The sequence below is a fragment of the Hymenobacter sp. 102 genome (assembly GCF_049949205.1).
Taxonomy (GTDB): Bacteria; Bacteroidota; Bacteroidia; order Cytophagales; family Hymenobacteraceae; genus Hymenobacter.
Window position 1 is genome coordinate 19,133 of the sequence record NZ_CP188175.1, and the last position, 13,516, is coordinate 32,648.

Sequence of the window (13,516 nt, forward strand, 5' to 3'; positions counted from 1 at the left end):
CTGTTGGGTACCATACGTAGTCAAACCGCGACAATGTTTACACGCAAACGGCCGCACGGTTGCATAATTTCAAGCAACCTGGTCCTGACTACAGGCCGTCCCAGGAAACGCTAAAACGAAAAACGCCCGACCTACTGGGGCCGGGCGTTTTACACGAGCGTGGGCAGCTTACTTGGCCGCGCAGCAGCTAGGGCTCCCGCCGTGCAGGCCGGAGTGCCGGCCTGGGCGCAGTTTTGCACCAGCGGGCAATCGGGGGTGCCCTTCAGTGGACAATCCGCCGCGGTCGGGGTTGGGCTGGTGAAGCCAAACAAGGCGCCGCCGGAGAGCAGCGCCGCGGCGCCGAACATCATCATCTTGCGTTTCATCGGTTCTGGTGGTTAAGATGGGCCCGCCGGGTACGGCCGTGGGGTAGTTCAAACAGCCACGGTCCGTACTCCGTGGGTGGCACTCATTAAAATGTCTAAGCCTTTTCAGCCTTGAAGCCGGCATCTTCTACGAGCGCCAGCACCTGCTCCTCGGTCACGTCGCCGGTCACGGTGAGCACCTTGTTGGGGTTGGCCGTGTCGACCTGCCAGGAGGCAATTGCCTTCTCGCCGTTGAGGGTGGGCGTTACGGCTTTGATGCAGCCGCCGCAGTTGATGTTGGTGTTGAATTGGAGCGTTTTCATGGGAGTAAATGCGTGGCGCCCGTGGTGGGCGGGTTCGGAATTAAAACACCCAAAAGTAGCGGCACGTGCCCGGGAAGGGGTACACAATTAGGCTTCAGGCTTGCATGATTTGTAGCAGCTAATCCCCCTTTGCCTGCCTGACACGTCGCACGCTAGCTTTAATGGTGGCCCATGCCCCCGCCGAGCAAGTGTTTGCCGATGACAAAGAGTAGGAGCAGCACCAGCCCGGCGATGAGCAAATAGCGGCCCCAGGGGGTGGGCATAGCAGTTGCGTGGCCCGCGGCCACGGCTTGGGCATGCGCCTGCTTTTGCAGCCGCCACTTACCAATGCGGCCCCAGGGCTTGTACACCGAAATGGCGGTGGCTGCCAGCAGCACGACCAGCGCGGCCGCGGCATCGGCCAGCAGCTGCAGGCGCAACCCGCGCAGGTCAGTTGCCGAGAGGTCGGCTTTGGCGGCTACCTCGGCCAGGTAGGCGATGGGCTGGATGTGCAGCAGCAACAGCAGCGTGGCCGCTACCGTGAGCACCAGCTTGACCAGCACCCAGTAATGCTTAAACAAGCCCCAGGGCGTGCCCAGCGCCTGCACCACGCCGGTGGCCAGCGCGGCCAGGCTGGAGGGCACAATAACAAACCAGCCGCTCAGCCCCATGGCCAGGTAGGCCGTGCGCACCAGCAACGCATCAGAACTGGTCAGGCCGGTGATGGCCAGGGCCAGGAACACGGCCACGGCGCCGAGCCAGCCCACCGAGAACGTGATGTGGGCGGTGAGCATGAACTTGCGCAGGGCGGGAGCCATTGTCATCAGCGAGGCAGTTGGGGCGGGTGAAGGACCCCGCAAAAGTAGGGGTGTCGCCCAGGCCCGGCGTACAGAATTAGGCCGCGAACCAGCATAATTAACACACCGGGGCCCACGAAAAAGCCAGCCCGTACGCGACGAGCTGGCTTCCCATGGTATCGAGGATATTTAAGCAGCAATGCCCTGGCGGCAGGCCTGCTCGCAGCGGCGGCAGGCCTCGGCGCACTGGCGGCAGTGCTCGGGTGAGCGCCGTGCTTCTCGCACTCGTCGGCGCAGGCCTTGCAGATTTCAGCGCACTCGCGTAGCAGATGGGCGGCGTGCTCCGAGCCGCGGGCAGTGAAGCGGGCGGTGAGGGCGCAGATGTCGGCACAGTCGCGGTCCAACAGCACGCAGCGGGCCATCATCTTCACATTGTCTTCCTGCAGGCAGGCCGTAGCACAATGCTCACAGGCGGCGATACAGGCATTGAGGGCGTCGAGCAGGCTTTGGTTTTGTGTATGCATGGGAAAGGGGTTAGGTGAACAAGTAAGGCAACCCAACCGGGTCGCTGCCTAAGTATACCTTCTCTGTGGCCCAAGGTTTTACATATTAGTCTTCTTCCCTTGCATGATTTGGCGCCTCATCCCCCACAACCGGCGCCATGTCAGCGCGCAGCAGGCGGCGATACGCGGAAGGCGAGCAGTGGGCCAAGCGCCGGAATTGGCCGGAGAAGTGCGCCAGGCTGGTGTAGCCCAGGTGCCGGGCAATTAGGCCCACGCTCAGGGAGGAAGAAAGCAGCAGCTCCTGCGCATAAGCCAGGCGCTGACTCAGGATGTAGGCCGCCAGCGTCTTATCGCCCACCAAGCGGGCAAAGGCCGCGCTCAGCTGCCCGTACGTCAGGTCCAGCTCACGGGCCACCGCCGCCCCGAATGCCCGGTGCCGCAGGCTTTCGCCGGGCTCGCGCAACAGGCGGTTCACGGCCACGCTGACCCGTTCCACCAAGGTCTGGTGAAAGGTTTCGAGCAGCGCAAACCGGGCTGCTTCCAGCGTGGCCCGCAGGCGGGGCCAGTCCAGGTCTTCCGGCTCTCCGGCGACCGTGGCGGCCCCCAGGCGCACGTCGAGCACCTGCAAGCCCAGCCCTTCCAGCTCCTGCCGAACCACCCGGATACCGCGCGCGCACACCATGTGCTTGATGTAAAGCACAGTGGTGGGCGAAGCAGAAGCGGAGCGATTAGGCATCAGCAAGCGAGGTTAAGGCAGGTAAATGCCGCGCTGCCAGCATTCGGTGTAGTCCAGCACCATGTGCAGCAGGAAGCCCACGGCCCAGATGCGCGTGCGGGCGGGTAGCAGCAGTAGCACGTAGCCGCCGATGGCCCAGTAGGTGTGAAAGGTGTGGAAGTTGATGCTGCAGCGGCCCGGGTCGTAGAAGGGGGTGGCCCAGAGGTGGTCCAGGTCGAGCAGCAGGGCACTGGCCAGCACCAGCCACACCCGCCGCCAGTGGGGGCGGTGAAAGGCCAGGGCGTAGAGCCCTGGCACCGTGATATGCAGAAAGGCGTGCAGCATCGCCTAGCGGGTGGGCAGCACCGGATTCATATCCGAAGGCGGGGTGAGCGGCTGCGCGTCGAGTTCCTGCGGGTGGTCATCCAACCCCGTTTCCTGGTGGGAAGCGAAGTACTGCGCCAGCGCTTTTTCGCCCACCAGCCAGAAGACCACGGGCGTCACGATGATGTCGAGGAACGTGGAAGAAAGCAAACCGCCGAGAATGACGGTGGCCACCGGGTAGAGGATTTCTTTGCCCGGCGCGTCCTTGGCCAGGGTAAGCGGCACCAGGGCCAGCGCGGCTACCAGGGCCGTCATCAGCACCGGCACCAAGCGTTCGAGTGAACCGCGGATAATCATGGGGATGCCGAACTTCTCGCCCTCGTGCTCCACGAGGTGGATGTAGTGCGAAATCATCATGATGCCGTTGCGCGAGGCAATGCCGGTAAGCGTGATAAAGCCCACCAGCGAGGCAATGCTGAACGTGCCGCCCGTGAGCAGCACCGCCACCACCGAGCCGATGAGGGCCAAGGGGATGTTGAGCATAATCTGCCCTACCATGTAGCTGGACTTAAAGTGCGAGAACAGCACCAGGAAGATGCCGGCCAGCGAAAACAGGCTCAACCAGAGAATCTTCTGCGAGGCCGACTGCTGGCTTTCAAACTGGCCGCCGTAGGTGAGGTAATACCCGGGGGGCAGCTTCACCTGCGAATTCACCTTCGCTTGAATCTCCTTGACCGTCGAGCCCAAATCACGCTCGGCTACGTTCAGGGAGATGGTGATGCGGCGTTGGGTATTCTCGTGGTTCACGGTGTTGGGGCCCGGCTCGTAGAGCACTTCTGCCACCTGGCTTAGGGGAACCATGGCGCCCGAGGGCGTTTCGACGCGGGTCTGGCCGATGGCGGCGATGTCGTTGCGCTCGGCTTCGGGCAGCTTCACCACCAAGTCAAAGCGCTTCTGCCCGTCGAGCATCTGCGAGACGACGGCGCCCTGGAAGAGCGTTTCCAAATCGCGCACCACCTCGCCGCGCTCCATGCCGTAGGCGCGCAGGGCCTCGTCGCGGGGCCGGATAAGCAGCTGGGGAATCTGCACCTGCTTTTCTACCTGCAAATCGACCACACCGGGCACCGTGCTGGCGGCAGCGCGCACCTCATTGGCGTAGCGGCGCAACTCCAGCAAATCGTTGCCGAAAACCTTGATGGCCACTTGGGCGCGCACCCCGCTCAGCAAGTGGTCGAGGCGGTGGGAGATGGGCTGGCCGATGTTGACGTTCACGCCCGTAATCAGGCTGAGCTTCTCCCGCATGTCGGCCAGAATCTCGTCGCGGCTGCGCATGGTTTTGCCTTCCTTCTCCAACTCCTCTTCCGTTTTGAAGGCCACTTCGATTTCCGAGTTGTTCACCGACTCGGCGTGCTCGTCCAATTCGGCGCGGCCGGTGCGGCGGGCGGTATAGGCCACTTCCGGAATCTTAAGCATCTGCTGCTCGCCCAGCGTGCCCAGGCGGTTCGACTCGGCCAGCGAGGTGCCGGCGGGCGCCGAGAAGTTGACCGTGAGCGAGCCTTCGTTGAAGGGCGGCAGAAACTCGGTGCCGAAGAACGGAATCAGCGCCATGGCCGCCACGAACAGCGCCCCGGTTACCCCAAGGATGGCCTTGGGATGCTGCAGGCCCCAACCCAACAGGCGAGTATCTTTTTTCTTAAGCCAGCGCACCAGGCCCCCGTCGGTTTCGGGGTGGTCCATCTGCTTCATTTTGGGCAGCAGGTAGTAGCAGAGCACCGGCGTGACGGTGAGCGACACGAACAGCGAGGCCACAATGCTGGTGATGTAGGCAATGCCCAGCGGCGCAAAAATGCGGCCTTCCATGCCTTCCAGGGCAAACAGCGGCAGGAACACCAGCACCACGATGATGGTGGCGTACACAATGGAGTTGCGTACTTCGGAGCTGGCCTTGTAAATAACCTTGAGCACCGGCTGCGGGTGCGGCAGCTGCTTGTTTTCGCGCAGGCGCCGGTAGACGTTTTCCACGTCCACGATGGCGTCGTCGACCAATTCGCCGATGGCAATGGCCAGGCCGCCGAGGGTCATGGTGTTGATGCTGATGCCGGCAAAGCGAAACACCAGCGCCGTGACCAGCAGCGAGAGCGGAATGGCCACCAAAGAAATAAACGTGGTGCGTACGTTCAGCAGAAAGGCAAACAGGATGATAACCACCAGAATGGCCCCGTCGCGCAAGGCTTCCTCGACGTTGGTAATCGAGGACTCGATAAACTCCGACTGCTTGAACAAGCGCGTGTTCACCTGCACGTCCTTGGGCAAAGAAGGCTTCAGCTCCACCAGGGCTTTTTCCACGGCTGCTGTCAGGCCCACCGTGGCCGCGCCGGGCTGCTTCTCGATGCTCAGAATCACGGCGGGCCGGCCGTTCACGCTGCCGTCGCCCCGCTTGAAGCGGGCCCCGAACTCCACCTTGGCCACGTCGGCCACCCGGATGGGAGACTGCTCGCGGTAGCCGACAATGATGTTTTCGATGTCGGCCACCGAGCGCAGCCGGCCCAGGTTGCGGATGAGCACCTCCGAGCCGTTGCGGTCAATGAAGTTGCCCGTCGTGTTCAGGTTGGACTGGCGCAGGGCTTCCTCCACCTGGTTTACCGTCAGGCCCGTGGCATTGAGCCGGGGCATATCGAGCAGGACTTGGTACTGCAAATTGTCGCCGCCGATGGGAATGACCTGGGCCACGCCGGGAATGCTGAGCAGGCGCTGCCGCACGGTGTAGTTGGCCAGCGTGCGCAAATCGGCGGCGTTGGTCTGTTTGCCGCCCGACAAGCCCACCAGCATAATCTGGCCCATGACCGAGGAAATGGGGCCCAGCACCGGCGTAATGCCCTGGGGCAGCTGCTCGCCCGTGGTCTGCAGCTTCTCGCTCACAATCTGGCGGGCCGTGAAAATGTCGGTGCCGTAGTCGAACTCCACGAACACCATGCCCAGGCCAATGGCCGAGTTGGAGCGCACGGCCGACACGCCGGTGGCCCCGTTCAGGGCCGTTTCCACGGGCAGCGTCACCAGGGCCTCCACCTCCTCGGGGGCCATGCCGGGCGCTTCCAGGAACACGGTCACGCGCGGGCGGTCGAGGTCGGGCAACACGTCCACCGGCAGCTGGCTGGCGGTGTAGGAACCGGCAATGATGAGGCCCATGGCGAAGGCCAGCATCAGCAGCCGGTTCTGCAGGGCAAAGCGAATTATCTTATCAAGCATGGGGTATTAGCGCAAAGTGGAAGGAGCCTCAAGGGCGACTTCGGTGTAGTCCGGCCGGTGGGCCAGTGGGTCGGACAGGGCACGCCCTGTGCGTCTTATTTCTTGACCCGGGGCGTGCGGGCCGAGGTGTGGGTGCTCATGATTTGCCACTGGCCGGCGGCGTTTTTGCGCAGCACCGACGTGGCCACCCCGCGGCGCACGATGGGCGCCTTGGCCTCTTTCTCCTTGGGGTCCTTCTTGAGGTTAATGGTGTAGGTGTAGGTTTCCGTCGCAAAAGCATAAGGACCGTCTACCTGCACGGCGGCTTTGTAGTCGCTGAAGGTGAAGGCGCTAAACTCCTTGAGCTCCGGGGCCAGGTGGTGCTCGGCGTAGTGCCGGTAGGAGCCTTCCACCCCGCCCGACTCGAACACCTGGGAGTTGGCCGTGAAGAGGCGGTGCGTGCCCGTGGTATCGAGCTTTTGCACGGCCTGCTGGTACTTGCTCAGCACCGCCCGCACGGCCACCTCATCGGCGGAACCAGCCGCGGCAGTTGTCTGGGCTTGCGCCGTGGCGGCGGCAAAGGGAAGCGTGGCAGACAGCACCGCGAGAGCAAAAAGATTTTTCATGGGGAGGGAGAAAGAAGCCACCGCGGAGCGGGACTTATTGGTTGAGGTAAATGGATTTGAGCTGGTAGGTGCCGGTGGTGACCACCCGGTCGTTTTCGTTGATTTCGCCCTGCACCAGCACGGTCTGCTGGCCGTTGACGGCGCCGGGCTGCACGTAGCGAATCTTGAACCGCTCGGGCTCGGTGTGCACAAACACCACGGGCTTGCCATTCAGATCGGTGATGGCCGAGGTGGGCACCACCAGCTGGGGCTTGCCCCCGCCGGTCTGGCCCACGACCTGCACGTTCACGGCCTGGCCGGCGCGGTAGGCGCTGCCCTGCTGGGCGTCGAGCTCCAGCACCAGCTGACGGGCTTGGTTGACCGGGTTCACCACGTTGCTGAACACCACCAGGCGGGCGGGCACGCCGGCCTGGCCCTGCAGGCCTTCCACCCGGAACACGGCCCCGGGCGTGACTTTGTCCAGATCCTGGGCAAACACCTGGGCTTCGACGCGCAGCTTGCCGGGGTTGATGACGCGAAACAGCTCGTCGCCCTGGTTGACTTGTTGACCGACAGCGAGATTAAACACGTCCACGGTGCCGCTCACGGGCGAGGTGATGCTCACGCGGCGCTGCTGGGCCTGGCCGTTGTAGATGCTGGCGTTCTGGCGGGCCTGGCGCAGGCGCAGCTCGGCGGCCACCACGTCCTTGCGGGCGGCGATGTCGGCGATGCTCTGCAGGCGGGCGTAGTCCTGCTGGGCGGCGCGCAGCTCGGCCTGGGCGTTGGCCCGCTCGGTGCTGAGCCCGATTTGCTGGGTGGCGTCCAGCGTTTGCTCGATGACGGCCAGGGTCTGCCCGGCCCGCACCGTTTTGCCCACCTGCGCGGCGAGGCTCACGATGCGCCCGGTTTGGGGCACCACGATGCGGCCCTCGCCCCCGGCCGCGGCCGACACCGTGCCGTAGAGCGTGGCCCGGCTGTAGGTGGTGGAAAAGGCGGCCAGGTTGGTGCGCACCTGAAACAGGAACTGGCTTTCCTTGGGCAGCAGTACCTCGTCGGAAAGGGCCACGCCGGTGCTGGCTTTGGCCGTGCCACCGTGGTCTTCGCCACCGTGGGCCTGCACCAAACCCGGTGGAGGGAGCAGCACCGTCAGGACCAGTCCCGCGGCGGCCGTAGCGGCCAGGATTTTATGCTTGGTTTTCATATCGGGGTAGCATTAAGGGAAGGGGGTGCGGCGGCTGGCGGTCAACGCCTGCTCGGAAGTCTGGGGCACGGGCTCGGGACGGCGGCGGCGCATGAGCAGGGCCGTGAGTACGATGCCGAGCACAAAGGCCCCGGCCAAGGCCAGGATGGTTTTCCAGGAGGAAAAAAGCCCGGTTGCCTCCGCGTGGGGAGCCGCGGCGACGGGCAGCTTCTCTCCTACTTTGATGCCTTCGAGCAAGAGCAAATCGGCTTTCTCACCCGCCACGATGTTGAGGGCGAAGCTGTAAGCCTTGTTGGCCGGAAACTGGCCTTCGACGAGGTACACGCCCGGCTCCTGCTCTTTCACGGCCCATTTCAGGTTGGCATCTTCCGGGTTGGTGAGCGTGAGCTTGGCGCCCTTGATCGGGGCGTTGGTGGCGTAGTCGGAGAGGAACAGGCGCAAATCGGCGGGCTTACCCCCTTCCAGGGGCTCGTAGCGCAGCAAGGCCTCGAACTGTTCCGAGAGCGCGGCCACGGAAAAGGACGTGGCGCCCGCGGCCGTGCCGGCCTTGGGCCCGTCGCCGTGGTCCTCGCCCCCGTGGGCGTAGGCCGTGCCGCTCAGCACAAGCAGGCCCAGGAGCAAAATCAGGAGTTGTTTCATGTTATTCACCCCGCAGGTAGTTAAGTTCGATGAGGGCCTGGCGGTAGTCCCGAATGGTCGTCAGGTAGGTATTCTGGATGGCAAAGGCCTGGTTCAGGCTCAGGATGAGCTGCAGGTAGCTTACTTCGCCGGCCCGAAACAGGCGCTGCGACTGGCTGATGATGGCCCGCGACTGCGGCAGCCCGGTTTGCTCGTAGTAGCCCAGCGAGGCCGAGAACTTGCGCGTGTCGGCCAGGGCCTGCTGGTACTGACTACTCAACTCCAGGCGCTGGGCCTGCAGCTGGTAGCCGGCGGCCTGGGAGCGGGCCGTGGCCGCCTGCAGCTGGGAGCGGTAGGTCCAGAACCAGATGGGCACCGACAGGCCGAATTGAAAGCGGTATTTCAAGGCTGAATTCTCAAATGCCTGGTTCTGGTAGCCCACCGTGAGGGCCGGGGTGCGCCGGGCCCGGACCAGGCTGATGCCTGACTGGCTCAGGGCTACGTTTTGGGCAGCGGCGGCCAGCGTGGGGCTGCGCACCAGGGCCGTGCTGTCCTCGGTGGGCAGGCCCGCGAGCAGCGCAGTGCCCGTTTGGGCCAGCTCCGCGCCGGTGCGGCCCAGGTCGGTGCTGGTGGCCAAGGCTTCGCTGGGGCGGCCCAGCAGCAAGGCCAGGCGGCGCTGGGCGGCCTGCCGGTCGGCGGTGGCTTGCTGCAGCAGCACGGTCACCTGCCGGGCTTCGGCGTCGGTGCTGATGCGCTGCAGCGAGGTGACTTCGCCGGCCGTAAACAGGCGCTCGGTGGCCAGGCGCAGCACTCGAAACAAGCTGTCCTGGTAGGTGAGCTGCCGCACCTGGGCCTCAGCAAATTGCAGGGTCAGGTACGCCAGGCGGGTGTCGCGCAGCACGCTGGCCCGGCTCACGTCGCGGTTGCGCTCGGCCAGGGTAATGCCGGCCTGCGCCACGCGCCGCTGCTGGCGGTAGACGTTGGGCAGGTCGATGGTTTGCACCACGCCCGGGGCCCACATCTCGCCGGTAGGGGCCGAGAACAGAAAGTCCGGGTTGGCGGGCGCAAACGAGCCCCGCTTGAGGGCGCGCTGCTCCTCAATTTCCTGGGTTGACTGCCGCAGCCGGGGGTGCCGGCGCAGGGTCTGGGCTTCGGCGCTGTCCAGGCTGATGATGGTTTGGGCGCGCGCAGCTTCGAAACCTAATCCCAGCAAAAGGGCCAGAACCAGCAGGAAACGCACGCCACTTCTCAATTTCAGATACTTCATATAATCAGGTTAGAGCGAGCCAGCGGGCCGCCTACCGTTGCAGCGGCAGACGACCCGGACGAAGCGGGTCCGGACGCCCGGCGTCCGAAAAGCAGGCGACGTCTATGACTTTTTCACCAGGGCCATGCCGCACTTCGGGCAGCTGCCGGGCTTGTCGCTGGCCGAGCCTTCGCAGTTCATGGGGCAGGTGTAGGCGGCGGCCGTGGCCTTGCTGGCTTTGGCCGCCGCGTCGAGCTTTTCAAAGCGGGCGCTGAGCGAGCTGCCGTTGGCTTTCAGGCTCACGATGGCCGTGCGCAGGGTAGTGCCGGCGGGCACGGCGGCCACGAAATGGTCGCCGGTGGGCGTCAGCTTCACGCTGGTGGTTTTGCCCGCCGTGCTCAGCAGCATGGCCGTGCCGGTGGAACGGTCCAGGGGCATGGTTTTCTCGTTGGCGTCGAGCAGGTACACGTGCACCTCCCCGGCTTGCTGCACCAGTTCGAGGTGGTACTTGCCGGCCGTGCGGACCGTTCCGCCGTGGGGGGATTTGTGGGCGTGGGTTTCGCCGGCGGCTTTGTGGCCGTGGGCAGCGGTGCCGGGCTTGTGGCTGTGCTGGGCGGCAACGTTGAGCGGGGCGGCGAGCAACAGGGCGGCGGCGAGAATTTGCGAAATCTTCATGGGGAGGGGGATGTGAGTGGTTGGAATGGGGTAGCCGGTGGGCTACATTTTGTCGGCGTTCTTATTGTGCCAGTCCTTGAAGGCAGCTATTTCCTTCTCCTGGGCGTCGATTATCTGCTGAGCCATTTGCTTGAGCTTGGTGTCCTTGCCGTGGGCCAGCTCGGCCTTGGCCATGTCCACGGCGCTCTGGTGGTGCATGGTCATGAGCATGTTGAAGTTCATGTCCGGGTCTGCCACGCTTTTTGGCATCGGCATCATGGCGTCCATCGAGGCCTTCATCTTGCTGGTGAAGGGGTCGGTGGGGTCGTTGGGCTTGTAATTGGTCGGGGCATTGTCGAGGCGGGTGGCCGCGGCTTCCAGCTCGGCGATTTCCTTTTGCTGGTCGGCTTTGATTTTCTCGGCCATCTGGCGCATGGTGGCGTCTTTGCCGTCGCGCAGCTGAATGTCGGCCATGACAACCGCGCCCTTGTGGTGCTCCAGCATGTGGTGGGCGAAGTCGTGGTCGGTGTTGCCCTTGGGCTTGCTGGCGTGCATCTTCTGCATCATCTCGTTCATGGCCACCAGTTGGGGCGAGTCGCCGGCCGCGGCGCTGCCCGTAGCCCCGGCGGAGTGGTCCATGCCGGCCATGTCACCGGAGGCGGTGCCCTCGGCGGTGGTCGTTTCGGTGGTGGTAGCCGTCGAATCGGCGGCCTTGTCGCTGTTGCAGCTGGCAACCAGCAGGGAGCCCGAGCAGAGGGCTGCGAGGAAAAAAGCGGACTTTTTCATGGGTGTGGTTGGGTTAGTTGAAGAAAGAGAGGGGCAAGCCGGAAGGGAGCCAGCCCCCACGCTAGGCCTTCACGTTGATGGTGAAGTCACCGGTGTGAATCTTACCGGCGTGGTTAAACTGGAGGAACACGCGGTAGAGGCCGGGCTTTTCGAAGTTGGTGTTGAAGCCGATGTTCGGGCCCTTGTCGGCCTGGTCGTTGGGATGCACGTGCAGGTACTGCTCGGTGTCCTCGCTGATGACCACCACGTGGCCCAGCGCGCCGAGGTAGTTGGCGAGGTCCATCACCGGCTGGCCGTCCTTGCTGATGTTGATTTTCATACCCAGCAGCTGGCCCACTTTCAGGTCTTTGTCGAAGGCGAGGGTGGCCTTATAGCCGTCCTTCTCCCACTGCATGTCGTCGTTCTTGAACTTGACCGGCGCATACGCCGTGCCCTTCACGGTGAGGGGCTGGCGGCCGAGCTGGTGGCCTGAGCCGGTAGGCGTATAGTCCTGAAACAGCACGTAGTCGCCGCCCTTGGGGAAGGTGTACTTCACCTTGTAGTCGCCCTCAGCCGTGTACTCGGGGTGCTCGTGGTAGAACTGGCCCAGGTCCTTGCTGACGATGATGAGGTGAATCTTCTTCTCGTGCACCACGTCCAGGGGCACGGGAGCCGAGCCCTTGCCCGTTTCCACCGGCGTGAAGGCCAGCGTGGTGGGCTGCCCGGCCGTCACCTGCGTGGGCGTGGGCACCAGCTTCATTTCGTAAGTTTTGCCGTTGGCCACCTTGTCGTTGTGCTCCAGGTTCATGCCGCACTTGGGGCACTTGTCGCCCTCTTTGGTGCTGGTCACCTCGGGGTGCATGGGGCAGGCGTAGGTGTGGCCCCCGCCGTGCTCGGCGGTGCCTTCGGCCGGGCCGTTGGTGGGCGTGGTGACGGTGTCGGTGGTTTTGCTGGACTCGGTTTCGGACGAGCAGCTGCTGGCGGTGAGCAGGCCAGCCAAAGCCAGCAGGGAAAGCGGTATGCGGTACATAAAAGGGGAATGGGGTTAAACTGATGGGGAGACTATATCCAGTAGTCCGGGGCGCTGCTGCCGGACGGCTAGGCCTGCCACTGCTGCCAGAGCACGAAGCCCAGCCCGGCAGCTACCGCGGCGTAGAGCAGGTAGGACAGCAGGCGGCGAACCGGGCCTTGGGGGGCGGGTGCGCCGGCTTCTTCGCAACAACTTTTCATTGTCAGGCGAGGGTAAAACCAGGAAGATGAAGGAGGGAGGGGGCAGCTAAGCGCCGGGCGGACACGACAATGCAAAGGCCCGCCCCGGACATAGCAGAGCTATGCCAGGGCGAGCCTTGGGCGCGTCAAATCAATCAGACCGTCAGGGACTGAATAAAGATGCGGATATCGGGTATTTTGGGGGGCAGGTGCTCGCGGAGCACCAGAACGACCGAGTGGGTGCGGTCCCACTGCCCGGCAGCGGGCCGGAAAAAGAAGTCGCTGCTGGCCGGCAACAAGGCCGGCGCGGGTGTCATCAGCTGCTTTTCAGCCGGCGTGGTGAGGGACTTAAGGATAGCAGCCGAGTTGTCCTTGCAGCAGTCATCCTTGCCCACGGGCTTGGAGTTGTGCTGGGCATGGTCCTGCTTGGTCTTGGTGGGTTGCTGCTTTGCCGTGGCTTTGTCGTGACCGTGGCAGCCGGGATGCGTAGTCTTCTCTACGGCAATGACTTTCGCCACCGGCGCGGGTGCGGCCAGCACCGGGTTCAGGGTGGCGCAGTAGCACTGGCCCACGAACACGTTGACGAAGACGAGCAGGAAGCTCGTCGCCAGCAAACGGCGGAAGGGGAACAGGCTACGGAACATGACAGGCGCTAAGCAACCGCAAAAGTAGACTTCTCCACGAAAAGGCGGTACCGCTTATCTACCCCATTTCTAAATAAAGAGTTTCCGGGCCGTTCCTGTGGGTGGCCGCTTAACCTGCGAAAAAGGACCGCAAATGGCCACCAGGCTGTTTTAGGCGGCAGTCAGGGAAAAAAGCCCCCGGCAAGCAGCGCAAAATTATGCAAGCCTTCGGCCGGATTATGTAAATCCCTTGCCCACCTGCAACGTGCAAATTATGCAAGTTTCGGGTGAGATTCCGTACTAACCCCGCCGCAGGGGCGCCGTTCCTTTGTACTGTACTTTCTAGCCTAGGGAGCCTTGGGTTTCCCGGCCCAATGCAGCACTA

The 13,516-nt window shown here is 63.8% G+C and carries 15 protein-coding genes and 1 pseudogene; all 16 read right to left on the reverse strand.

What is annotated here, in order from left to right; all coding sequences use genetic code 11:
* Positions 1-149: 149 nt before the first annotated feature.
* Positions 150-365, reverse strand: coding sequence for a hypothetical protein (locus tag ACN19L_RS24725; RefSeq protein ID WP_426491481.1), 216 nt, complete (start codon positions 363-365; stop codon positions 150-152).
* Positions 366-460: 95 nt separating this feature from the next.
* Positions 461-667 carry a heavy-metal-associated domain-containing protein gene (locus tag ACN19L_RS24730; RefSeq protein ID WP_111480615.1) on the reverse strand — a complete coding sequence of 69 codons (207 nt, stop codon included), beginning with the start codon at positions 665-667 and terminating at the stop codon, positions 461-463.
* 158 nt (positions 668-825) lie between these two features.
* On the reverse strand, positions 826-1,470 hold the full coding sequence (locus ACN19L_RS24735) for a hypothetical protein (RefSeq protein ID WP_426491482.1): 645 nt from the start codon (positions 1,468-1,470) through the stop codon (positions 826-828).
* A 162-nt stretch (positions 1,471-1,632) separates the two neighbouring features.
* Positions 1,633-1,967, reverse strand: a pseudogene (locus tag ACN19L_RS24740) (four-helix bundle copper-binding protein).
* An 85-nt stretch (positions 1,968-2,052) separates the two neighbouring features.
* Entirely contained in the window at positions 2,053-2,682 is a 630-nt protein-coding gene (locus ACN19L_RS24745; protein WP_426491484.1) for a helix-turn-helix domain-containing protein, read from the reverse strand.
* A 12-nt stretch (positions 2,683-2,694) separates the two neighbouring features.
* Positions 2,695-3,006 (reverse strand): DUF6122 family protein, encoded by a 312-nt coding sequence (locus tag ACN19L_RS24750; RefSeq protein ID WP_111480612.1) that lies wholly within the window; start codon positions 3,004-3,006, stop codon positions 2,695-2,697.
* Positions 3,007-3,009: 3 nt separating this feature from the next.
* Positions 3,010-6,231 (reverse strand): efflux RND transporter permease subunit, encoded by a 3,222-nt coding sequence (locus tag ACN19L_RS24755; RefSeq protein ID WP_426491485.1) that lies wholly within the window; start codon positions 6,229-6,231, stop codon positions 3,010-3,012.
* A 95-nt stretch (positions 6,232-6,326) separates the two neighbouring features.
* On the reverse strand, positions 6,327-6,836 hold the full coding sequence (locus tag ACN19L_RS24760; RefSeq protein WP_190786139.1) for a YybH family protein: 510 nt from the start codon (positions 6,834-6,836) through the stop codon (positions 6,327-6,329).
* Positions 6,837-6,870: 34 nt separating this feature from the next.
* The gene (locus ACN19L_RS24765) at positions 6,871-8,016 is read right to left on the reverse strand and encodes an efflux RND transporter periplasmic adaptor subunit (protein WP_426491486.1); all 1,146 of its coding nucleotides are present in this window, start codon (positions 8,014-8,016) and stop codon (positions 6,871-6,873) included.
* A 12-nt stretch (positions 8,017-8,028) separates the two neighbouring features.
* On the reverse strand, positions 8,029-8,655 hold the full coding sequence (locus tag ACN19L_RS24770; RefSeq protein ID WP_426491487.1) for a hypothetical protein: 627 nt from the start codon (positions 8,653-8,655) through the stop codon (positions 8,029-8,031).
* Between the two features lies 1 nt (position 8,656).
* Complete coding sequence (locus tag ACN19L_RS24775) at positions 8,657-9,901, reverse strand: TolC family protein (RefSeq protein ID WP_426491488.1); 1,245 nt, start codon at positions 9,899-9,901, stop codon at positions 8,657-8,659.
* Between the two features lie 102 nt (positions 9,902-10,003).
* Positions 10,004-10,555, reverse strand: a complete 552-nt coding sequence (locus ACN19L_RS24780) for a heavy metal-binding domain-containing protein (protein ID WP_426491489.1) — start codon at positions 10,553-10,555, stop codon at positions 10,004-10,006.
* 42 nt (positions 10,556-10,597) lie between these two features.
* Entirely contained in the window at positions 10,598-11,320 is a 723-nt protein-coding gene (locus tag ACN19L_RS24785; RefSeq protein WP_215139133.1) for a DUF305 domain-containing protein, read from the reverse strand.
* Between the two features lie 61 nt (positions 11,321-11,381).
* Positions 11,382-12,329: a heavy metal-binding domain-containing protein gene (locus ACN19L_RS24790; protein WP_426491490.1), complete on the reverse strand. Its 948-nt coding sequence runs from the start codon at positions 12,327-12,329 to the stop codon at positions 11,382-11,384.
* A gap of 68 nt (positions 12,330-12,397) precedes the next feature.
* Positions 12,398-12,529 carry a hypothetical protein gene (locus tag ACN19L_RS24795; protein ID WP_262898883.1) on the reverse strand — a complete coding sequence of 44 codons (132 nt, stop codon included), beginning with the start codon at positions 12,527-12,529 and terminating at the stop codon, positions 12,398-12,400.
* Positions 12,530-12,663: 134 nt separating this feature from the next.
* Positions 12,664-13,152, reverse strand: a complete 489-nt coding sequence (locus tag ACN19L_RS24800; protein WP_426491491.1) for a hypothetical protein — start codon at positions 13,150-13,152, stop codon at positions 12,664-12,666.
* Positions 13,153-13,516: the final 364 nt, after the last annotated feature.